This is a genomic window from Ruegeria sp. CDSC002, from assembly GCF_059610905.1.
Window position 1 is genome coordinate 13,420 of record NZ_JBXWOM010000002.1, and the last position, 20,516, is coordinate 33,935.

The 20,516-nt window shown below is 59.2% G+C and carries 20 protein-coding genes; all 20 read left to right on the forward strand.

Going from position 1 to position 20,516, the window contains the following annotated elements:
- Positions 1-121: 121 nt before the first annotated feature.
- The 20 genes from AC2FJE_RS04125 (at position 122) to AC2FJE_RS04220 (ending at position 20,495) form a co-directional block, all read left to right on the forward strand.
- Positions 122-1,798 (forward strand): cytochrome D1 domain-containing protein, encoded by a 1,677-nt coding sequence (locus AC2FJE_RS04125; protein WP_058277288.1) that lies wholly within the window; start codon positions 122-124, stop codon positions 1,796-1,798.
- Between the two features lie 124 nt (positions 1,799-1,922).
- Complete coding sequence (locus tag AC2FJE_RS04130) at positions 1,923-3,710, forward strand: NapC/NirT family cytochrome c (protein ID WP_496755316.1); 1,788 nt, start codon at positions 1,923-1,925, stop codon at positions 3,708-3,710.
- Between the two features lie 55 nt (positions 3,711-3,765).
- Complete coding sequence (locus AC2FJE_RS04135; protein ID WP_058274917.1) at positions 3,766-4,167, forward strand: cupredoxin domain-containing protein; 402 nt, start codon at positions 3,766-3,768, stop codon at positions 4,165-4,167.
- Positions 4,168-4,357: 190 nt separating this feature from the next.
- Positions 4,358-5,119 carry a uroporphyrinogen-III C-methyltransferase gene (gene cobA / locus AC2FJE_RS04140; protein ID WP_496755317.1) on the forward strand — a complete coding sequence of 254 codons (762 nt, stop codon included), beginning with the start codon at positions 4,358-4,360 and terminating at the stop codon, positions 5,117-5,119.
- Entirely contained in the window at positions 5,112-5,462 is a 351-nt protein-coding gene (locus AC2FJE_RS04145; protein ID WP_058274919.1) for a c-type cytochrome, read from the forward strand. Before cobA ends, AC2FJE_RS04145 begins: the two co-directional genes overlap by 8 nt.
- Entirely contained in the window at positions 5,459-6,604 is a 1,146-nt protein-coding gene (locus tag AC2FJE_RS04150) for a cytochrome D1 domain-containing protein (protein WP_496755318.1), read from the forward strand. Before AC2FJE_RS04145 ends, AC2FJE_RS04150 begins: the two co-directional genes overlap by 4 nt.
- Positions 6,605-6,607: 3 nt before the next feature.
- A complete protein-coding gene (gene ahbB / locus AC2FJE_RS04155) occupies positions 6,608-7,597 on the forward strand; it encodes a siroheme decarboxylase subunit beta (protein ID WP_496755319.1) in 990 nt (329 codons plus the stop codon).
- The gene (locus AC2FJE_RS04160) at positions 7,594-8,043 is read left to right on the forward strand and encodes an Lrp/AsnC family transcriptional regulator (protein ID WP_058274922.1); all 450 of its coding nucleotides are present in this window, start codon (positions 7,594-7,596) and stop codon (positions 8,041-8,043) included. Before ahbB (AC2FJE_RS04155) ends, AC2FJE_RS04160 begins: the two co-directional genes overlap by 4 nt.
- A complete protein-coding gene (gene ahbB, locus AC2FJE_RS04165) occupies positions 8,040-8,522 on the forward strand; it encodes a siroheme decarboxylase subunit beta (protein ID WP_496755320.1) in 483 nt (160 codons plus the stop codon). Before AC2FJE_RS04160 ends, ahbB (AC2FJE_RS04165) begins: the two co-directional genes overlap by 4 nt.
- 3 nt (positions 8,523-8,525) lie before the next feature.
- The gene (nirJ, locus tag AC2FJE_RS04170) at positions 8,526-9,740 is read left to right on the forward strand and encodes a heme d1 biosynthesis radical SAM protein NirJ (protein ID WP_496755321.1); all 1,215 of its coding nucleotides are present in this window, start codon (positions 8,526-8,528) and stop codon (positions 9,738-9,740) included.
- Positions 9,715-11,268 carry a nitrite reductase gene (locus tag AC2FJE_RS04175; RefSeq protein WP_282121463.1) on the forward strand — a complete coding sequence of 518 codons (1,554 nt, stop codon included), beginning with the start codon at positions 9,715-9,717 and terminating at the stop codon, positions 11,266-11,268. The genes nirJ and AC2FJE_RS04175 overlap by 26 nt, the downstream gene beginning before the upstream one ends.
- Positions 11,225-11,488 (forward strand): hypothetical protein, encoded by a 264-nt coding sequence (locus tag AC2FJE_RS04180; RefSeq protein WP_058274926.1) that lies wholly within the window; start codon positions 11,225-11,227, stop codon positions 11,486-11,488. Before AC2FJE_RS04175 ends, AC2FJE_RS04180 begins: the two co-directional genes overlap by 44 nt.
- A gap of 89 nt (positions 11,489-11,577) precedes the next feature.
- The gene (locus tag AC2FJE_RS04185) at positions 11,578-12,042 is read left to right on the forward strand and encodes a hypothetical protein (RefSeq protein WP_496755322.1); all 465 of its coding nucleotides are present in this window, start codon (positions 11,578-11,580) and stop codon (positions 12,040-12,042) included.
- 44 nt (positions 12,043-12,086) lie between these two features.
- Positions 12,087-14,210, forward strand: a complete 2,124-nt coding sequence (locus tag AC2FJE_RS04190) for a 4Fe-4S binding protein (RefSeq protein ID WP_496760767.1) — start codon at positions 12,087-12,089, stop codon at positions 14,208-14,210.
- 14 nt (positions 14,211-14,224) lie between these two features.
- On the forward strand, positions 14,225-16,132 hold the full coding sequence (nosZ, locus tag AC2FJE_RS04195) for a TAT-dependent nitrous-oxide reductase (protein ID WP_281972625.1): 1,908 nt from the start codon (positions 14,225-14,227) through the stop codon (positions 16,130-16,132).
- A 3-nt stretch (positions 16,133-16,135) separates the two neighbouring features.
- Positions 16,136-17,392, forward strand: a complete 1,257-nt coding sequence (locus tag AC2FJE_RS04200) for a nitrous oxide reductase family maturation protein NosD (protein WP_496760668.1) — start codon at positions 16,136-16,138, stop codon at positions 17,390-17,392.
- The gene (locus tag AC2FJE_RS04205; protein WP_496755325.1) at positions 17,382-18,275 is read left to right on the forward strand and encodes an ABC transporter ATP-binding protein; all 894 of its coding nucleotides are present in this window, start codon (positions 17,382-17,384) and stop codon (positions 18,273-18,275) included. Before AC2FJE_RS04200 ends, AC2FJE_RS04205 begins: the two co-directional genes overlap by 11 nt.
- Complete coding sequence (locus AC2FJE_RS04210; protein WP_496755326.1) at positions 18,272-19,093, forward strand: ABC transporter permease; 822 nt, start codon at positions 18,272-18,274, stop codon at positions 19,091-19,093. Before AC2FJE_RS04205 ends, AC2FJE_RS04210 begins: the two co-directional genes overlap by 4 nt.
- The gene (locus AC2FJE_RS04215; RefSeq protein WP_282170236.1) at positions 19,090-19,605 is read left to right on the forward strand and encodes a nitrous oxide reductase accessory protein NosL; all 516 of its coding nucleotides are present in this window, start codon (positions 19,090-19,092) and stop codon (positions 19,603-19,605) included. The genes AC2FJE_RS04210 and AC2FJE_RS04215 overlap by 4 nt, the downstream gene beginning before the upstream one ends.
- Complete coding sequence (locus AC2FJE_RS04220) at positions 19,602-20,495, forward strand: FAD:protein FMN transferase (RefSeq protein WP_496760669.1); 894 nt, start codon at positions 19,602-19,604, stop codon at positions 20,493-20,495. The genes AC2FJE_RS04215 and AC2FJE_RS04220 overlap by 4 nt, the downstream gene beginning before the upstream one ends.
- Positions 20,496-20,516 lie beyond the last annotated feature (21 nt).

The following is a 20,516-nucleotide window of genomic DNA, read 5'->3' on the forward strand; positions in this document are numbered from 1 at the left end:
TTTTGGGTGAATTTTTGCATCTCCACCCCGGTTTACGCCCCATCCGTTGACTTTCGTCAAGGAGCCGAAGGCTTCGGTGGGCCAACCTTAGCCCTGCCTCACCAGCAAATGGAGAGTGATCATGTCACTTGGAATCAGCTACAAAAAAACTGGCCGTGCCTTTGGGGTCGGTTTGGCGATGCTGCTGGGCAGCGTCGCTGCTCCGACACTCGCCGAAGAGCCAACCCTTGATAAGGACGCCTTTGAATCGTCAAAACAATTGTACTTTGAACGCTGCGCTGGCTGTCACGGCGTGTTGCGCAAAGGGGCGACGGGCAAAAGCCTTGAACCATTGGTGGAAACGAAAAACGCCGACGGCACCGTGACCGAATCCGGCACCCTCAAACTAGGACAGGAACGGCTCGAAAAAATTATCGCTTGGGGCACCGAAGGCGGGATGAACAACTTCTCGGACGTTATGTCTGAGGACGAGATCAGCAATATGGCGACCTATATCCAGATGGAGCCACCCAAGCCGCCGGAAATGTCGCTTGAGCAAATGATGGCGACCCGTAAGGTCTATGTCGAACCCGAAGATTACCCAAGCGAGCCACTGCACGGCCGAAACTGGGAAAACTTCTTTGTGGTTATCGAACGTGACGTAGGCAAGGTGGCTGTGATCGACGGCGACACCAAGGAAGTGCTGGCGCATATTCCGACAGGCTATGCCGTGCACGTTCTGAAAGCGTCTGAGCACCATAAACTGGAAGAGCCGGAAAACCCTGGCCGCTTCTGGTACACCATGGGCCGCGACGGCAAGATGACCAAGATCGACCTGTGGCAGAACCCTGAGAATATGCTCGTGGCCGAGGTCACCATTGGCTATGACGCCCGCGACGTGGCCGTTTCTGGTGATGGTAAATACGTGATCGGTGGGGCCTATTGGCCGCCGCATTTCGCGATCGTCGATGCCGAAACAATGGAACCGAAGAAGGTTGTCTCGACCCGAGGCTACAACGTGGACGGGGACTATGTGGAAGAGGCGCGTGTTGCCGCGATCTACACCACTCCGAACGAGCCAACCTGGATCGTAGCTGTGAAAGAACTTGGCCAGCTGTGGCAGGTCGATTATTCCGATCTGGATAACCTGCGGATCGACAAGATCGACAGCGCCAAGTTCCTGCATGACGGGTTCTTTGATCCAACCGGCCGTTACTTCCAGATCGCCGCGAACGCGTCGAACAAGATGGTTGTGGTCGATACCGAAACCCACAAATTGGAAGCCATGATCGACACGGCGCCGCTGCCGCACCCCGGCCCGGGCGCCAACTGGGAAGACCCGAATTGTGGCCCGGTTGCCGGTACGACCCACTTGGGCGAAGGCACTGTCACCGTGTGGGGCAACGACCCCGAAGGTCGTCCGGATGACGCCTGGAAAGTCTGCTACGAGGTGGAAACCGACGGACCCGGTCTGTTCATTCGGACACACCCGGAATCGGACTATATCTGGGCCGACCAGACCAAGCACCCTGAGCCTGAGGTTCAGCAATCGGTGCAGGTCATTGACAAGGCAACCGGTGAGATCGTGAAAACGATCCAGATCACAGAAGAGGAAGGCAACGTCGCAGTCCACTTCGAGTTCAACCAGGACGGTTCCGAGGTTTGGGTTTCCAAGTGGAACCGCTCGACCTCGAAGGAAGCGAACGGTGAGATCGTGATCTACGACGCCAAGACGCTGGAAGAGATTGGCCGCGTGAAGGGGCTGTTTGCACCGACCGGAAAATTCAACGTCTACAACCGGTCGAACCACGTAACCTGACGGATTCTCTACCAACTTCGGAAAGGGCGGGCCCCTCGCCCGCCCTTTCCTCGTTTGTTCACTCAGCCAAACTCACCGGCCTGCCATCCAAGGCCAGACAAGACAGCCAAAACGGAGCCCGGATATGACTTCCGAACCGGAAAAGAAAAAACCGATCTGGCGCCGGTATTTCCTGTGGGGAATGCCCGTGGCCGGTATTGCCGCAGCCTTTGTCGGCGGCATCATCTTCTGGGGCGGATTCAACACCGCCATGGAAGCCACCAACACCAAAGATTTCTGTATCTCTTGTCACGAGATGCGCGATTTTGTCTATGAAGAATACACCGGCACGATCCATGACGTGAATCGGTCCGGTGTCGGTGCGGTCTGTTCCGACTGTCACGTGCCCAAGGACTGGACCCACAAGATGATCCGCAAGATCAAGGCGTCCAAAGAGCTGTACGGCAAGGTGGTTGGCACCATCAACACGCGTGAGAAGTTCGAAGCCAAACGCGTGCATTTGGCGATGAATGAGTGGGAACGGATGAAGGCCACCGACTCGCGTGAATGCCGCAACTGTCACGACTTTGAATCGATGATGCCTGAATTCCAGAAACCCCGCGCGCGTCAACAGCACCTGAACGCGATGACTGTGGGCCAGACCTGTATCGACTGTCACAAGGGGATTGCGCACTCGGACGCCCGCGACCGGGCCGACGAAGAGTATCTGGAAGAGCTTGAAGCGCCGAACCCGGACTTTATCCGTCAGATCCCGCCGGAATATATGGCGAGCCTTGAACGGATCGAAGCCAAGGAAGCCGCAGAAGCCGAGACCGAGAAAGCCGCCAAACAGGCGCAACATGAAGCCGTGCAGGCTCAAATCGCTGCGGCGGTGGATGCGGCCGTGGCCGAAGAACGCGCCAAATCCAACGGTGATGAAGCAGCAGCGCCCGCAAGCGGGGGTGGTGACGATGTCGGCGCGGATATCGACTGGAACGCGGTTGCCAGCACCGATTTGAAACTGTTCTACCCCGGTCAAGCCTCGTTTGAATGGGTCCAAAACGGTAAGTTCCACGGCGGCGCGCGTCCTCTGACCAAAGGTGGAGACCAGTGTACGACCTGCCACGCCAAAGAGCTGGACACGATCGGCAACAAGATTGTTGCTGGCGGTGAATTGGAACCGACCCCGATCCCCGGCAAACGCGGCGTGATCGATGCGACCGTGCAGGCAGCGCATGATGACGAGAACCTCTATGTCCGCATGCAATGGCCGGATGCGGGTCACAATCCTGCGCCCTTTGTCGATGGCGGCAAGATGGATCCCGACAACCAGATCAAGGTTGCCATGATGATCACCGGCACCGGTATCGAACTGGGCGATCAGGTGGGGTGCTGGGCTTCGTGCCACGCCGACAACAGCTATATGCCCTTTGACCCCGGCGCGGATGCGATTGCCGCCAATGGCGACGTCGCAGGTCGCATGTCCGCGCAGGACACCGTGACCAAATACATCAGCGAAAGCCGCACGGATGTCGAAATCAAAGGCCGCCGTGGCAAAGCACTAGGCGGTTGGGACAAGCTGGAGGCCGAAGCACAGATCGAGCAGTACCTGGCCGATGGCACCTATCTAGACCTGATGCGCGTCTACGCCGATGGCAGCGCGACAAACGGCTATCTGCTGGAACAGCGCGTGGTCAATGACGGTGAAATCGCCGCCTCGGCGAACCTGTCCGGTGGCATGTGGACCGTGGTCTTTACCCGGCCGCTGAACTCGGGCGCGCCGGGTGACGTCCCGCTCGAGCCCGGCCAGACCTATACGGTTGGTTTTGCGATCCATGACGATTTCGCCGCCGCCCGGTTCCACCATGTCACGCTAGACACCAGCCTGGCATTGGACGACGACGACGCCTTCATCAACGTGGTCAAACAATAACAGATCGGGGCCGGGCACTCCGGCCCCACCCCATTTTGGAAAGGAGACTTGGACGATGAAACCCCAACACCTTCTTCCTGCCCTGCTTTTTCTGTCCGCGCCAGTATGGGCCGAGGACACTGCCGAGCTGTGCGCCGAAGCCGAAGACCGTTATCTCACGCTTTTTGGCCAGCCAACCTCGGCGGTCGAGGATGCCGAGGTGGTGCTGATGTACAAGTACAACTTCTGCCCATCCGAACTGACCGTGAAGGCCGGCACCACTGTCCGCTGGGTCAATGTCGACAAGCGGACCAGCCACTCGGTCTTGCTGAAGGATGGCGGTAAGCCGGAAAGCGACCGGTTGTTCCCTGAAGAAACGGTCGAGATTACCTTCCTTACCCCGGGTCCGCAGGAATACCTGTGTGGCCCGCATTGGGAAACACAGAACATGATCGGAATGATCACAGTCGAACCCTGAGCCGAGGCAAAAATACAGGCAGAAAGAAAGGAGCGCGGGCGCAAATCCCTCGCTCCTTAACTTTAGTCAAGGAAACAGCGCAGTTAATGCGCAAACCTACCAGCATGACACGCCCGGTTGGCCCAGCGACGTCCTCAATTCGCCGAATGGACCCGGGTTTCGAAGACATTCAGACCAAGCGAGTTTGCACATGAGCGGTAAGGTTTTTCTGATTGGTGCCGGTCCCGGCGACCCCGAACTCATGACCCTGCGCGCACTGCGCATGTTGCAAGAGGCCGATGTGGTTGTGTATGACCGGCTGGTTTCGGCCGACATTCTGGACCTGCATGCCCCCGGCGCGCGGCTGATCCCGGTCGGCAAAGCGCCCAAGTGCCATACGGTGCCGCAGGACCGCATTAATGACATTTTGGCAAAAGAGGCCCGCGCTGGCCTCACCGTAGCGCGTTTGAAGGGTGGCGACCCGATGATCTTTGGCCGCGGCTCTGAAGAGGCCGCGTATCTGATGGCGCACGGTATCGCCATTGAATACGCGCCAGGCATCACAGCGGCACAGGGGGCATCCAGTTCCACTGGCGTGCCGCTGACCCATCGCGGCCTGGCAACATCGGTTCAATATGTCACCGGTCACAGGCAAGCCGACAAAGTGCTGGACCTAGATTGGAAACGGCTGGCCGATCCTGACGCGACGCTAGTCATCTACATGGGTGTCGCAAATATCGGTCAGATCGCCATGGGCCTGATGACGGAAAACCTGCCTGGCTCGACGCCTGTTTTGGCCGTAGGCAAAGCGACAACGCCAGACGAGCGTCGACTTGTTTCAAGACTGGACAAATTGGCGGCGGATGTGCGCGAGGCGGATCTGAAGGCCCCGACGCTGTTTATCGTCGGGCAAGTGGTTACCCTTTATGCGGATCAACCCGTGGCGAACCTGCTGGAGCAGGCCCATGGTTAGTGATGTCCAATCGAATGGCGGGCTTCCGGCATGGGCCTCACGCGCTTTACTCACAACGGCCGTCCTCATAGCAACGTCAGCCCTTGCCGCCGATGTGCTTGATGGCAACGCGCTCAAACGGCTTGTGCATCAGGATTGCGGCTCTTGCCACGGGTTGTCTCTGAAAGGCGGTCTTGGGCCGGATCTACGGTCCAAATCGTTGGAGCATTACGATGCAAACGTTCTGACCGACGTCATCCTTGACGGTATCCCCGGCACTGCAATGCCCCCGTGGCGGCCCCTGATCAGCGAAGAAGAGGCCGAATGGATCGCCCATTACCTGCTGGAACAGGAGGAACAATGAAACACTTTTTCCTTGGTCTCGCGGCCATCCTGATGATGACAACGGCGCAAGCCGAACCCACCGCTACCGGCGACTTAGGCCTGGTGATCGAACGGGCCAAGGGCTCGGTCTTGCTGATTGATCAATCAGACCGTGTCGCGCTGGCGCGGATCGAAGGGCTTGGCGACCTGTCCCATGCCTCGCTGGTCTATTCGCCTGATGAACGCTTTGCCTATGTTTTTGGCCGTGATGGGGGCCTGACCAAGGTCGATATCGTCACACGCCAGATCGTGATCAGAGTCGTGCAGGCGGGCAATGCTATTGGCGGCGCGATTTCGGATGACGGCCAATTGGTAGCCGTATCGAATTATGAACCCGGCGGTGTGCGGGTCTTTGATGCCAACACGCTTGAAATGGTTGCCGACATCCCCACCGATAGCAAAACCATCGGTCTGGTCGACGCACCAGGCCGCCGGTTCGTGTTCACCATGTGGGACACGGGCGAGACCTGGATTGCCGATTTCTCGGCGGGCAAGCCAGAAATCACCAAGATCTTCGACATGGGCAAGAACCCCTATGACGCGCTTATCACCGCCAATGGTCGGACCTACATCACCGGGCTATTCGGCGAAGACGGGCTGACAGCGCTGGACCTCTGGGCCGACAACCCCGAACCGATCCGCGTGTTACCCGACTATGGTCGTGGTCAGGAAGAGATGCCCGTCTACAAGATGCCCCATCTGGAAGGCTGGGCACTAACGGGGCGCGAGTTTGTGCTGCCCGCCGTCGGCCATCACGAGGTGCTCTGGATCGACGCCGATACCCTGACGGAAACCGGGCGCACCCAAACCCATGGCCAGCCTGTCTTTGCCATGTCGCGACCGGATGGTCGAGAGGTCTGGGTGAACTTTGCCCACCCGCTGAACGACACGATCCAGGTGATCGACAGTGTCAGCAAAGAGATCATCCACGAGTTCAAACCGGGGCCTGCAGTGCTGCATATGGAGTTCACCCCGCGTGGGCATGAGGTCTGGATCAGCGTGCGCGATGCCAACAAGGTCATGGTTTACGACACACAAACTTTCGAAAAGCTGCGCGAGATCGAGGCGGACAGCCCATCTGGCATCTTCTTCACCGCCCGCGCGCACAAAACGGGGCTGTAGGCGATGGAACATATCACCGACCCGATCGATCGCCGCCTGCTGGATGAATTTCAACGCAATTTTCCGGTAACGGACCGCCCTTTCCAGGTTTTGGCTTTCACGTTGGGGCTGGACGAGATTGAAGTGTTGGATCGCCTAGCCCGAATGCGGGCGACCGGCCGGATTACGAGAGTCGGCGCGACCATTGCCCCTGGCGCGGTTTCTGCCAGCACTCTGGCCGCCGTCGCTGCACCGGGTGAACGTCTGGAAGACGTGGCCGCTCTGATCGACGCCGAACCGGGTGTGAACCATAACTACCAGCGCGAGGACAAATGGAACCTCTGGTTCGTGGCAACCGGTCCAGACCGGGCGCATGTAAATGACACGCTGGCTCGGATCGCCCAGCGCACAGGGCTGCAGGTTCTCGACCTTCGGTTGGTTCGTCCGTTCAACGTGGATCTGGGGTTTCGCATGTCAGGCAAGACCCGAAACGTTCCAAGCCCGCGCAAGATAGATCGATCGGTCTTGCAAGACGGCGATCGCGCGTTGCTTCAAGCCCTCAGTTCGGGTTTGCCGCTGGTCGCTGAACCCTATGCCGTGCTGGCCCAGTCAATAGGTCGCGACGCTGCGGGTGTGATGGATCGGATCGAGGTACTGCACAGAGCCGGTATCATCTCGCGCCTGGGCGTGATCGTGCGCCACCGTGCGCTCGGATGGTCAGCCAATGCAATGGTTGTCTGGGACTTGCCATCCGAACAGATCGACGCCGCCGGTCCTGCCCTTGCAGCCCACCCCGGAGTGACCTTGTGTTATGAACGGTGTCCGGCCGAAGGGGTCTGGCCTTATCGCCTTTACTCAATGATCCACGCCCGCACCCGCAGCGAAGCGCTGGAGATCCTGGCCAGTGCGCGCGCGCTGCCGGACCTGTTTGGCGCGCAGCACAAGGTTTTGTTCTCGACGCGCTGTTTCAAACAGACCGGCGCGCTGATCCAACCGAAAGAGGCCGCCGCATGAAACTGGATGGAACCGATCGCGCGATCCTGAACCGGATGCAGGACGATCTACCCTTGGTATCGCACCCTTATGCAGCCGTGGCAGAGGAGTTGGGCATTCCTGAAAGCGAAGTGCTTAACCGCCTGACCCGTATGAAAGACAGCCGAGTGATCACGCGCTTTGGTCCGTTCTTCGACGCCGCCGCCATGGGGGGCGCTTTTTGCCTGTGTGCAATGGCGGTGCCAACTGAAGAATTCGAAACCGTCCTGACCAAAGTCAATGCGCATGCAGAGGTTGCCCACAATTATGAACGTACGCACCGGCTGAACATGTGGTTCGTGCTGGCCACTGAAACTCCTGAGGGGATCGTGGGCACTGCTGATGCAATCGAACGGGAAACGGGGATCTGCGTTCTTCGTTTCCCCAAACTACAGGAATTTTTCATCGGCTTTCGGGTGGCGGCATGATCGACGCAACAGATCGAGAGATTATCGAGGCGCTGCAAGGCGGGCTGCCCCTTGTGCCCGCGCCTTATGCGCAGGTGGCCGAGATACTTGGCATGGATGAAGATGCCCTTTTGTACCGCTTAGCCGAGTTCAAGTCGCGCGGTGTGATCCGTCGCATCGCTGCCGCGCCGAACCACTACAAATTGGGCATGACATCGAACGGGATGACCGTCTGGGATGTGGATGACGACCGGATCACCGAATTAGGCGCCCGGATCGGCGCGTTGCCCTTTGTCACCCATTGCTATGAACGCCCCCGCGCCCTGCCCGATTGGCCATACAATCTGTTCGCCATGGTACACGGCGCTGATCGTGACGAGGTCGAAGCAAAGCGCGCCGAAATTGCTGACATTCTAGGCGATGCCTGCCGGGCCAAGGACATCCTCTATTCCACGCGCATCCTGAAGAAAACCGGGTTGCGCCTGAAAACGAAAGGCTGAGACATGTTCCGCCTGACCGAATACATGCACCAACTCGTCAAACCGACAACAGTGCGTAAACGCCGGCCCGGCCCGGTGAAGCCGGTGGTGATCTGGAACCTGACGCGGCGCTGCAATTTGAAATGCCGCCATTGCTATACTGTTTCGGCGGATGTGGCCTTCCCGGGTGAGCTCAGCCATGAGCAAGCCATGGTAACCCTTGAGGATCTGGGCCAATTTCGCGTCCCGGCCCTGATCCTCTCGGGTGGAGAACCACTGGACCGGTTCGATTTCTTTGACATCGCCAAACGGGCCCGCGATCTGGTGCCGATGCTGGCATTGTCGACCAACGGCACGCGGATCTATGACGAAACCGCCGATATGATTGCCGATGTGGGGTTCAACTATGTGGGAATCTCGCTGGACGGTATCGGGGCCACAAATGACTGGTTCCGAGGGGTCGAAGGCGCCTTTGCCGACGCCCTGCGCGGTGTTCGCGAATGTAAGAAGCGCGGCATCAAAGTGGGTCTTCGGTTTTGCCTGACCGAGGGCACGCAACACCACCTGCCCGATCTGCTGCAGCTGTGCGATGACGAGGGTGTCGACAAATTCTACCTGTCCCATCTGGTCTATGCCGGTCGTGGAGACAAGAACCGAGGCGAAGATGCTGAACATCTGCGCACACGGAACGGGCTGGACCTGCTGTTGGAGCGCGCATGGGAGGCTGCCTCAGGTGATCATCCTCTGGATATCGTGACCGGTAATAATGACGCTGACGCGGGGTATTTCCTGAACTGGGTCCGCGCGCGTTTCGATGCTGAAAAAACAGCTCATGTACGCGAACATCTGGCGGCGTGGGGTGGCAACTCCAGCGGCCTGGGCGTGGCCAATATCGACAATCTGGGCCGCGTACACCCCGACACCTACTGGTCGGACTACACGGTCGGCAACGTGAAGACCCGGTCGTTCTCAGAACTTTGGACCAGCGATGATCAAATGCTGGCCATGCTGCGTACACGTCCCCGCCCCCTGAAAGGGCGCTGCGGTGCCTGTCAGCTCAAGGATGTCTGTGGTGGCAACACCCGTATCCGAGCTTTGCAGGTGACCGGCGACCCGTGGGCGGAAGATCCGGCATGCTATCTGTCAAACCAAGAAATCGGCGTGGATGACGCGGGCGAACGCCTGCAGGTCACGCCGTTCCGGGGGAAACGCCATGATCCGGCGCATCAGTTCTTCTAAGACACTCAAACTCGGCACTCTCTGCTCGCTGTTGTTGATCGGAACCGCATGGGCTGACGCTCCTTCGGATTACGCTGAATTTTGTGCGTCCTGCCACGGCGAAAACCGCTTAGGCGGCGTGGGTCCGGCGCTTATCCCTGAAACGCTGAAGCGGATGCGCGGTCCTCGCGTTGCCGCAGTTATCGCCGAAGGGCGGACCGCAACCCAAATGCCTGCCTTCTCGCACGAGCTCGACGCTTTGCAGATTGAAGAACTGGCGGGTTGGTTGAAATCACCGCTGGAAAGCGATCCCGAGTGGGGTGAGGCCGACATAATGGCCAGCCGAATTCTGGACGAGAATTACGTCGCAGTTGAAGCACCCATCTGGGACAGCGACCCGATGAACATTACTCTGGCTGTTGAGACAGGGGACCATCATGTCAGCGTGCTGGACGGCGACACTTTCGAGGTTTTGGACCGGTTCGAGACACCCTTTGCCGTTCATGGCGGTCCAAAATTCAGCCCAGACGGGCGATATGTGTTCATCATGTCACGTGATGGCTGGGTCCAGAAGTATGACATCTGGGCCTTGGAACAGGTTGGCCGCGTGCGCGCTGGCCTAAACAGTCGCAACATCGCCATGTCGGGCGATGGCAAATGGGTGGCAGTGGCAAACTACCTGCCCAACAGCCTGACCTTGCTGTCGACCGAAGACCTGTCCGTGGTCAAGGTCATCGACATCAAAAGCAAGAAGGGCAAGCCCAGCCGCGTTTCGGCGGTCTATCAGGCCCCCCCACGCGAGAGCTTTGTTCTGGCCCTCAAGGATGTGCCCGAGATCTGGGAGGTCTTCTACGGGGCCAATCCTCCTCAATTTGGTATCGGTCATGATTTCCGCATCGAAGGACAATTCAAAAACCCTGACCCTTTCCCGGTGCGCAAGATCACCACGCCGGACTATCTGGATGATTTCTTTTTCGACCAGAGCTATGAATACGTCATGGGCGCATCCCGCGGCGGCGAGGGCGGTCAGGTGATTGATCTGGTCATCGGTCAGAAGGTCGCCGATCTGGATCTGCCGGGGATGCCGCACCTGGGCTCGGGGATCACGTGGAGGTATGGCGATACGACCGTGATGGCAACGCCGCACCTGACCGATGGCACCGTTTCCGTGATCGATATGGAGACCTGGAAAACTGTTAAGCAGATCAAAACCGAAGGGCCGGGGTTTTTCATGCGCAGCCATGAGAATTCTCCTTACGTCTGGGCCGATGTGTTCTTTGGACCCAACAAGGACGCTATGCATGTGATCGACAAGCAGAGTCTTGAAATCGTTAAGACTCTGCGCCCGGCCCCCGGTCAAACCGTGGCTCATGTGGAATTCACCAAAGATGGCAGCCACGCACTCGTGTCCATCTGGGAAGATGATGGCGCGGTTATTGTCTATGACGCGCAAACATTGGAAGAGGTCCGCCGCCTGCCGATGCGCAAACCTTCAGGGAAATACAATGTCTGGAACAAAATCACCTTCTCGGAAGGCACCAGCCACTGAGGGCAATTGGCCGGTCTGGAAACTGGCCATCCTTTTGTATCCGGCCACGGCTTTGACCGTGGCCATCAACCTGTTTCTAGCGGGGCTGATCGCCAACAGCGCCGGGTTTGGCGTGATTACGCCTGTAGCCGCGATCCTGTGGTCAATTCCCCTGGGCGTACCCGCCGCGTGGTTGGCAGGGCGTTGGTTGCGCGGGCTGATGGATGAAGCGGACGAATAACGCGAAATTTCCTGCAGCCTAACCGAAGTCAAGTATCACCAAGCGAGAATCCCCTACGACTTAGGAACGATTTCCGAGTTGGATTCTCCATGCCCGCCCTTAGCCCTCTGCACAGCCTCCCTGTTCGCGCGTTACGTGCGACGTGTGCGTTGGCGGGTATCCTTATGCTGTTGTTGCAAATGATCGGTCCGGCGCTGGCGAGTCCCGGCCAAAGCATGTGGGTGGAAATCTGCTCGGAGGCAGGGGCGGTCTGGGTCCAGATAGACCTTGAGGAGGAAGACTTGGACCCAACCGCGCCCTGCCCCAAATGCGCCGATTGCGCCCTGTGTGCTGTCACCTCGGCTGCCCCGGTGCCGAACTGGCCTTTCCTGGCACGGGACAACGCTATTCACACCGAACACTCTTCGCCCCGCGATCTGGTTCAGGTCTGCAGCTTGAAACGATTGTGGCCTGAAACCCGTGGCCCCCCGGCTGCGCCCAAGAAATACCTCGAACGCGCCCAGCGCGCGTCCATAGCGTCAATCCAAGTATCCGGAGGTGCGCTGTGGCCGTAAGTCGCGCAATCCAATTCCTGCGGGCCCTTACCCTGTCCTGCCTGATGGCGATCAGTGCCCATGCTGACAGCCTCGCCAGCTTCCTGCCTGACATCACCCCTTCTGAGTTGGCCCCTGAAGCCGATGCCTTTGGTCCCGTGCGCGATGACGTGCCCGTTGCTCCGGTTCTAAAGGGCGGCGAGACCATCGCATGGGCTTTTCTGACCTCGGATTTCGTCGGCACCACCGGCTATTCCGGCAAGCCCATCCACGTGGTCGCCGCCATCGACGACGACGCAGTTCTGGCCGGAGTGAAACTAGTCAAACACTCGGAACCCATTGTTCTGATTGGCATCCCCAATTCGCGCATGGTCGAGTTGACCGAAGGTTATGCCGGGCTGGACCTAAAAGTCGAAGCTGAGACCGGTGGTGAGGGGCATGACCTCGATATCATTTCGGGCGCGACTGTGACGATCATGGTGATTGATGACAGCCTGGTTCGTGGCGGCATCAAGGTAGCCCGTGCGCTGGGTCTGGGTGGTCTGTCGCCGCTACAGGCCGATGGTCCCAAGCGCGAAATCGATATGGCTAAGAACTCAGTCTATGACTGGACCACTCTGTCCGGCGATGGCTCGGTCCGGCGCCTGACTTTGGATGTCGGTCAGGTCAATGCCGCCTTTGCAGCCACAGGCGATCAGCGCGCCATCAAACGCCCGGAACCGGGCGAGCCGAATGACACGTTCATCGACATGCATGTGGCGCTGGTCTCGGTCCCATCGGTCGGCAAGTCCCTGTTGGGCGAGGCCGAATATCAGAATCTGACCGAGTGGCTGGACGAAGGTGAACAGGCCATTCTGGTGCTGGGGCGTGGGGCTTACAGCTTCAAGGGTTCAGGCTATGTGCGCGGCGGAATTTTCGACCGGATTCAGCTTATTCAGGGCGACAATTCGGTGCGGTTCTTTGACAAGCAGCAAGAGCGTCTGGGCAAGGTTGCGGCCCCGGATGCGCCCAGCTTCACCGAACTGGATATCTTCAAGATCCCTGCCGAGGCCGAGTTTGACCCCGCCGAGCCGTTCCGCCTGCAATTGCTGGTGCAACGGGCCGTGGGCGCGGTTGAGAAGACGTTCCTGACCTTCGATCTGGGCTACAAGCTGCCCGAGCAATACCTGCTGCCCGTCACCGCCCCGGCGGTTGTTGACGATGCCACGGGCGAAGCCGCGGCCAAAGCCGCACTTTGGAAGCGCATCTGGAAGGACCGCACGGTCGAGATCGCCGTGCTTGGCGTCATGCTGCTGGTGCTGACCGCAACCTTCTTCTTCCAGTTCCACGCGACGATGAATGCACGGGTCTTCTACTGGTTCCGCATCGGGTATCTGACCATGACCCTGTTCTTTATCGGCTGGTACGCCAATGCGCAGCTGAGCGTGGTGAACCTGATGGCATTGGCAGGCAGCCTGCGAACCGGCTTCTCATGGGATGCGTTCCTGCTGGATCCACTGGTCTTCATCCAATGGTTTGCCGTCGCCGCCGCGTTGCTATTCTGGGGCCGTGGTGCCTACTGCGGCTGGCTGTGTCCATTCGGCGCACTGCAGGAGCTGACCAACAAGATCGCGCGGGCCTTACGCGTCCCGCAATGGACGCTGCCTTGGGGCCTGAACGAACGCCTCTGGCCTGCGAAATACATGATCTTCCTGGGTCTCTTCGGCCTCAGCTTTGTCTCCATCCCGCTGGCCGAGAAGTATGCCGAGATCGAGCCCTTCAAGACCGCGATCATTCTGAAATTCATGCGCGACTGGCCGTTTGTGGTTTTTGCGCTGGCCCTGTTGGGGATCGGCCTGTTCGTTGAGCGGTTCTACTGCCGCTATCTCTGCCCGTTGGGCGGAGCACTGGCGATCCCGGCCCGCATGCGCATGTTCGACTGGCTACGCCGTTACAAGGACTGCGGCACCCCCTGTCAGACCTGTGCCAATGAATGCCCCGTTCAGGCGATCCACCCCACAGGTGAGATCAATCCGAACGAGTGCGTCACCTGCCTGCATTGTCAGGTGCTCTACCAGTCCGAGGACAAATGTCCCGTCGTTATCCGTCAACTGAAACGGCGGGCCAAGACAGGGTCGGTCGATCTCAAGACCCCACTCGGACAACCACCGGCGAACCATCCAAACGCCAAACCGAAAACCGTTTCCTAAAAGGAGGAACGATCATGTCGGAACATGACAACAAACTAACCGTCACACGCCGCGGTATGCTGGGGGCGACCGCCACTGGCGCCGTGCTGGCCGGAACCGGTCTGGGATCAACCCTGATGACCGCAAAACAGGCCAGCGCCGCGGCCAACGCCAATCTCGAACCTGGTGAGTTGGACGAATACTACGGCTTCTGGTCTTCGGGTCAGACCGGTGAGCTGCGCATTCTGGGCTTCCCGTCCATGCGCGAGCTGATGCGGGTGCCGGTGTTCAACCGTTGTTCGGCCACCGGTTGGGGTCAGACCAATGAATCGCTGAAGATCATGACCGATGGCCTGCTGCCGGAAACCAAGGAATTCCTCGCCAAGCGCGGCATGAAAACCTACGATAACGGTGACCTGCACCACCCGCATATGTCGTTCACCGACGGCACCTACGATGGCCGTTACCTGTTCATGAACGACAAGGCCAACACGCGCGTTGCTCGCGTACGCTGCGACGTGATGAAATGCGACAAGATCACCGAAATCCCGAACGCCAAGGCGATCCATGGTCTGCGTCCGCAGAAATTCCCGCGCACTGGTTATGTCTTTGCCAATGGCGAAGATGAAACTCCATTGGTCAATGACGGCACTGTGCTGGACGATCCGTCGCAATACGTGAACATCTTCACCGCGCTGGACGGCGACACTATGGAAGTGGCATGGCAGGTGATCGTGTCGGGTAACCTCGACAACACCGACTGCGACTATCAGGGTAAGTACGCCTATTCGACCTCGTACAACTCGGAAATGGGTATGAACCTGGCCGAGATGACCGAGAACGAGATGGACCATGTTGTTGTCTTCAACCTCGCCGAAATCGAAGCAGGTATCGAAGCAGGTGACTATCAGGAGCTGAAAGGCGTCAAGGTTCTGGACGGCCGTAAGGGTCAGAACAAGAAATACACCCGTTACATCCCGATCCCGAACTCACCGCACGGCATCAACACTGCGCCTGACGGCAAGCATGTCTGCATCAACGGTAAACTGTCGCCGACCGTATCGATCATGGATGTCACCAAACTGGACGCCCTGTTCGAAAGTGATGCCGATCCACGGTCCTGCATCGTGGGTGAGCCGCAGCTGGGTCTTGGCCCGCTTCACACTGCTTATGACGGCCAGGGCAACGCGTTCACCACGCTATTCCTGGACAGTCAGATCGTGAAGTGGAACCTCGACAAGGCAATCGAGGCTTACGGCGGCGCCGATGTAGATCCGATCATCTCGAAGGTCGATGTGCATTATCAGCCGGGCCATAATTCGACCACCATGGGTGAAACCAAGGAGGCTGATGGCAAGTGGCTGATTTCGATGAACAAGTTCTCGAAAGACAGGTTCTTGAACACGGGTCCACTTAAGCCTGAGAACGAGCAGCTGATCGATATCTCAACCAACGAGATGAAGGTGGTTCACGATGGACCGACCTTTGCCGAGCCGCATGACTCGATCATGGTGCGCGCTGACATCGTCAACCCGGTCAACGTCTGGGACCGTAACGACATCACCTGGGAGGACGCCCGCAAACAGGCTGAGGCCGATGGCATCGATCTGGAAGATGGTGCCGAGGAACCGATCCGGGACGGCAACAAGGTGCGGGTCTATATGACCTCGCAGGCCCCAACCTTCAGCCTTGAGAAGTTCACCGTCAAACAGGGTGATGAGGTAACAGTCTACATCACCAACCTGGATGACGTGGACGATGTGACCCACGGCTTCTGTCTTGGCAACTACGGCATCGCGATGGAAGTTGCGCCGATGGCGACCGCTTCGGTCACCTTCACCGCTGACCGTCCGGGCGTGCACTGGTTCTATTGCCAGTGGTTCTGCCACGCGCTGCACATGGAAATGCGCGGCCGGATGCTGGTCGAGCCGCAGGGCGCATAACCCATGCGTTTGCCCCTGCTCATACCGCTCCTGCTCGGCTCGCCCCTTTGGGCGGCGAACTGGGATGTGCCCAACCGGGCGGGGGCCATCAATGAAACACTGGCGCAGGCGGCGGATGGAGACACCCTCCGCCTGAGCCCCGGTGTCTACACCGAAACACTTGTGCTGGACCGGCCCGTCACCATCGACGGGCTGGGACAGGCCACCATCGACGGACAAGGTGAAGGCAGTGTCATCACCGTGACCGGGCCCGGCGTAACCGTGCGGGGTCTGGCAGTGATCGGTTCCGGTTCAAGCCATGACGGGATCGACAGTGGCATCCAGCTGACCAAAACGGCTAAGGCGCCGGTGGTCGAGGGTAACGTGCTGCTGGGCAATCTTTATGGCGTCGACATTCATGGTGCCAAGGACAGCATCGTTCGTGGTAACCGCATTGAAGGTCGCCAAGACCAGCGAATGAACGACCGTGGAAACGGAGTCTATGTCTGGAACGCGCCCGGTTCCGTGGTGGATAGCAACGACATCCGCTATGGCCGCGACGGGATCTTTGTGAACTCGTCGAAAAAGAACACCTTCACCGGCAACCTGTTCCGCGATCTGCGTTTTGCGGTGCATTACATGTATGCCGACGACTCAGTTGTCAGTGACAATGTCTCGATCGGCAACGATCTGGGTTATGCGGTGATGTTCACGACCAATGTGAAAGTCACCGACAACGTCTCAATCGGTGACCGTGAACATGGCGTGATGTTGAACTACGCCAACAAGAGCGAGATCACCGGCAATGTCGTGATCGGTGCCAAGGAAAAATGCACCTTCCTTTATAACTCCAACAAGAACGAATTCACCGACAACTGGTTCGAGGGATGCGGTATCGGCATCCACTTTACCGCTGGCAGCGAACGCAACCGCATCGTTGGCAACGCATTCATCGGGAACCGGACGCAGGTGAAATATGTCTCGACCAAATGGGTCGAGTGGTCCGAAGAAGAACGCGGCAATTACTGGTCCGATTTTGCCGCCTATGACGTGGACGGCGACGGCATCGCCGACGCCCCTTATCGCCCCAATGACAGTATGGACCATGTGCTGTGGACCCAACCCGCGGCCAAACTTTTGCTCGGCTCCCCCGCCGTGCAACTGGTGCGCTGGTCCCAATCGGCCTTCCCGGCGCTGTTGCCGGGCGGTGTGATGGACAGCAACCCACTGATGCAAGCCCCTGAACCCCCAGCAATGAAAAAGGTGCCTCATGACGGATAAGGCCCTATCTATCGACCATGTCTGCAAGGACCGAGGGAAAACCCGTGTTCTTGACGATATCACCCTGTCTCTTGCCCCTGGTCAGCGCGTGGCGCTGCTGGGCCATAACGGCGCGGGCAAGTCGACCCTGATCAAATCCATCCTCGGCCTGACGCCGATCCATGATGGAGCGATCCGGATCGGAAGTGCCACCCCCGGCAGCGCGCAGGCGCGGCGCGAGACGGCCTATCTGCCCGAGGCGGTTTCGTTTCATCCCGCTTTGACGGGGCGAGAACAGTTGACCCTGTTTGCGCAGCTCTCCGGAACCAAAGCCGATGTGCCCGGCCTGCTGGAGCGTGTCGGCCTGAGCGATGCGCTGGACCACCGGATCGGAACCTATTCCAAAGGGATGCGGCAACGTCTGGGTCTGGCGCAGGTGCTGCTGGGGCAGCCGAAAGTGGCGCTGCTGGACGAGCCGACCAGCGGGCTGGACCCAATCTCGCGGCAGGATCTCTATGCCATCATTGATGAGCTGGCCGCGCAGGGCACAGCCGTCCTGATTGCATCTCATGCGTTGACCGAGGTCGAGGCCCGCACCGACCGCATTGCCATCATGCGCAAAGGTCGGATGGTAGCTGACGACACGCTGACCAACCTGTCGGCGCTGGCCGGTCTGCCGATCCGCCTGAAGGTACGTGCCAGTGCCAACCCTGACGCCCTGGCTGCCGAGCTGGGCGGCAACCGGATAAATGGCGCATCCGTTGAGTTGCTCTGCTCACCCGAAGACAAGATGGAGGCCCTGCGCCGCATCGCCGGACTGGGCGACGCCGTGGCGGATGTGGAAATGACCCCGCCCAAACTTGAAGACCTCTACCGCCATTACGCACAGGAGGAGATGCAATGACCCGCTTCCTCGCCATCACCCGCACCGAAATGTTGATCCTGCGCCGCAACCGCTGGCTGTTGATGGCCACGCTGATAATGGTCCTGTTCGCCTTGGCCCTGACCTTTGCAGGCAGCGCGCCGACCGGCACGCTGGGCGTCGATATGCTGACGGTCTCGGTCGCTTCGATGACCACGCTTTCGGTCTATCTTGCGCCGCTGCTGGCGCTGATGATCGCTTTCGACGCCATCGCAGGCGACGTGGACCGGGGCAGTCTGTCGTTGCTGCTATCCTACCCCGCCGGACGCGGAGAAATTCTGCTGGGCAAATTCACCGCCCATCTGGCGGCATTGGCCTTTGCCATGACCATCGGTTTCGGCACCGCAGGCGCAGTGGCAGCGTGGTTCAGTGGCGCGGGCCAAGAAAGCCTGATGGCTCTGGCGCGTCTAATCCTTACCTCCATCTTGCTGGGCGCCGTTTTTCTGGCACTGGGGTACCTGCTGTCTGCTCTGGCAAGGGGCGCTACGGCGGCGGCAGGTCTGTCGGCCGGGCTTTGGCTGGTCTTTGTCGTCCTCTATGATCTGGGCTTGTTGGGAGCCGTGGTCATGGATGAGGGCGGCACATTCACCCAATCCGTCTTTCCATGGGTGATGGTGGCCAACCCGGCCGACGCATTTCGGCTGTGGAACATTTCCGCGACCGAAGGCGTCGCAATGGCGTCCGGCATGACCGGTGCGGCCCAAGCTCTGCCCGTCTGGGCCGCGCCCGCCTCGCTGCTGATCTGGCCGATACTGGGCTTTGCCCTCGCCCGCGCCGCCTTCCGGAGGGTTGAGCCATGAAACGTCTTGTGCTGATTGCGCTGATTGCCTTGGCGGCTTGCAAAGAGGAGGTCGCCGTTGCTCCCGACCCGGTTGATCTGACTCCCGATGCCCTGAGCTTCTTCTGCCAAATGAATATCGCCGAGCATGGTGGCCCCAAAGGGCAGATCCACCTGGAAGGATACCCCACGCCGCTGTTTTTTGCGCAGGTGCGGGACATGGTAGCCTATCTCAAAAGCCCCGAACGGGACGCTGATATCACCGCCGTCTATGTCAGCGATATGAGCGTTGCACTCAACTGGCGTCAGCCTGGCATCTCGAATTGGATCGACGCCGACGGCGCGACATTTGTTGTCGGCTCCAACGTGGCAGGCGGCATGGGTGCGCGTGAGGTGGTGCCATTTTCCAACCCAGCCGATGCCGCATCCTTCATCGACCAGTATGGCGGTGCCGCTCTGCCCTTGTCCGAGATTCCTGATACCGAGGTGCTAGGCCCGGTCGACCTGGGCTTACTACTGGAGACACCCGCATGACCTTTCTGTCCCGCCGCCGGTTTCTGACCATCTCGGCCGCAAGCGCGGCCTGTCCTGCAATCGCAGCCCCGGTTACAACCGCCCGGTGGCGCGGTTCTGCATTGGGCGCACCCGCCAGCATGCAGTTGGTCGGGCTGACAGATACCCAAGCCCGCCCCGTTTTTGCCGCCGTCGAAGCCGAAATCACACGGCTGGAAGATATCTTCAGCCTGTATCGCTCGAAATCCCAACTTTCGCGCCTGAACCGCGATGGGTTTCTTATGCAACCAGCGCCCGAGCTCTTGAGCCTGTTCAGCCTGTGCACAGTTTTGCACCAGAATTCAGGGGGCGCTTTTGACCCGACAATCCAGCCTCTCTGGGCTGCTCTGATCAACGGTGACGACGCCACAACCGCCCGCAAATCCATCGGGTGGGATAAGGTCACGGTTAATAACGATGGCGTCCGCCTGCCCTACCCAGGGCAGTCGGCGCTGACTCTGAATGGAGTAGCGCAAGGGGCAATCACAGATCGCATCGCTGCCCTGCTCAGATCACAGGGGCTGCAAGACGTTTTGGTCGACATGGGGGAAATCGCAGCGCTCGGACAACGCCACGATGGGCGCGATTGGCAAGTCGGTTTGGCAGGCCCCGAAAGTCAGATCACTAAGCGTATCTCTCTGCGCGACCGAGCTGTTGCGACCTCTGATTCCGGTAACCTGATGCTGACGGACGCTCACGGTCACATCCTCAACCCCACCGGTCAAACACCAGCGCGCCGGATTTTGTCGGTATCTGCAAACTCCGCAGCGCTCGCCGATGGGCTTTCAACAGCCCTGTGCGCACTGTCTGACGGAGATATACCGAGCGTTCTAAACCGTTTCCAAGATGCGCGATTAGAGATGAAAGTCTAACCGGAATCGCACGAGTCGGAC

Excerpts from the sequence above, each read along its gene's own strand:
- nosZ (WP_281972625.1), top strand. The coding sequence starts at position 14,225 with ATGTCGGAACATGACAACAAACTAACCGTCACACGCCGCGGTATGCTG.
- AC2FJE_RS04215 (WP_282170236.1), top strand. The coding sequence starts at position 19,090 with ATGAAACGTCTTGTGCTGATTGCGCTGATTGCCTTGGCGGCTTGCAAA.
- AC2FJE_RS04150 (WP_496755318.1), top strand. The coding sequence starts at position 5,459 with ATGAAACACTTTTTCCTTGGTCTCGCGGCCATCCTGATGATGACAACG.
- AC2FJE_RS04205 (WP_496755325.1), top strand. The coding sequence starts at position 17,382 with ATGACGGATAAGGCCCTATCTATCGACCATGTCTGCAAGGACCGAGGG.
- AC2FJE_RS04185 (WP_496755322.1), top strand. The coding sequence starts at position 11,578 with ATGCCCGCCCTTAGCCCTCTGCACAGCCTCCCTGTTCGCGCGTTACGT.
- AC2FJE_RS04210 (WP_496755326.1), top strand. The coding sequence starts at position 18,272 with ATGACCCGCTTCCTCGCCATCACCCGCACCGAAATGTTGATCCTGCGC.
- AC2FJE_RS04200 (WP_496760668.1), top strand. The coding sequence starts at position 16,136 with ATGCGTTTGCCCCTGCTCATACCGCTCCTGCTCGGCTCGCCCCTTTGG.
- ahbB (WP_496755320.1), top strand. The coding sequence starts at position 8,040 with ATGATCGACGCAACAGATCGAGAGATTATCGAGGCGCTGCAAGGCGGG.
- AC2FJE_RS04125 (WP_058277288.1), top strand. The coding sequence starts at position 122 with ATGTCACTTGGAATCAGCTACAAAAAAACTGGCCGTGCCTTTGGGGTC.
- AC2FJE_RS04145 (WP_058274919.1), top strand. The coding sequence starts at position 5,112 with ATGGTTAGTGATGTCCAATCGAATGGCGGGCTTCCGGCATGGGCCTCA.
- AC2FJE_RS04135 (WP_058274917.1), top strand. The coding sequence starts at position 3,766 with ATGAAACCCCAACACCTTCTTCCTGCCCTGCTTTTTCTGTCCGCGCCA.
- AC2FJE_RS04180 (WP_058274926.1), top strand. The coding sequence starts at position 11,225 with ATGTCTGGAACAAAATCACCTTCTCGGAAGGCACCAGCCACTGAGGGC.
- cobA (WP_496755317.1), top strand. The coding sequence starts at position 4,358 with ATGAGCGGTAAGGTTTTTCTGATTGGTGCCGGTCCCGGCGACCCCGAA.
- AC2FJE_RS04220 (WP_496760669.1), top strand. The coding sequence starts at position 19,602 with ATGACCTTTCTGTCCCGCCGCCGGTTTCTGACCATCTCGGCCGCAAGC.
- AC2FJE_RS04160 (WP_058274922.1), top strand. The coding sequence starts at position 7,594 with ATGAAACTGGATGGAACCGATCGCGCGATCCTGAACCGGATGCAGGAC.
- AC2FJE_RS04190 (WP_496760767.1), top strand. The coding sequence starts at position 12,087 with ATGGCGATCAGTGCCCATGCTGACAGCCTCGCCAGCTTCCTGCCTGAC.
- AC2FJE_RS04175 (WP_282121463.1), top strand. The coding sequence starts at position 9,715 with ATGATCCGGCGCATCAGTTCTTCTAAGACACTCAAACTCGGCACTCTC.
- nirJ (WP_496755321.1), top strand. The coding sequence starts at position 8,526 with ATGTTCCGCCTGACCGAATACATGCACCAACTCGTCAAACCGACAACA.
- AC2FJE_RS04130 (WP_496755316.1), top strand. The coding sequence starts at position 1,923 with ATGACTTCCGAACCGGAAAAGAAAAAACCGATCTGGCGCCGGTATTTC.
- ahbB (WP_496755319.1), top strand. The coding sequence starts at position 6,608 with ATGGAACATATCACCGACCCGATCGATCGCCGCCTGCTGGATGAATTT.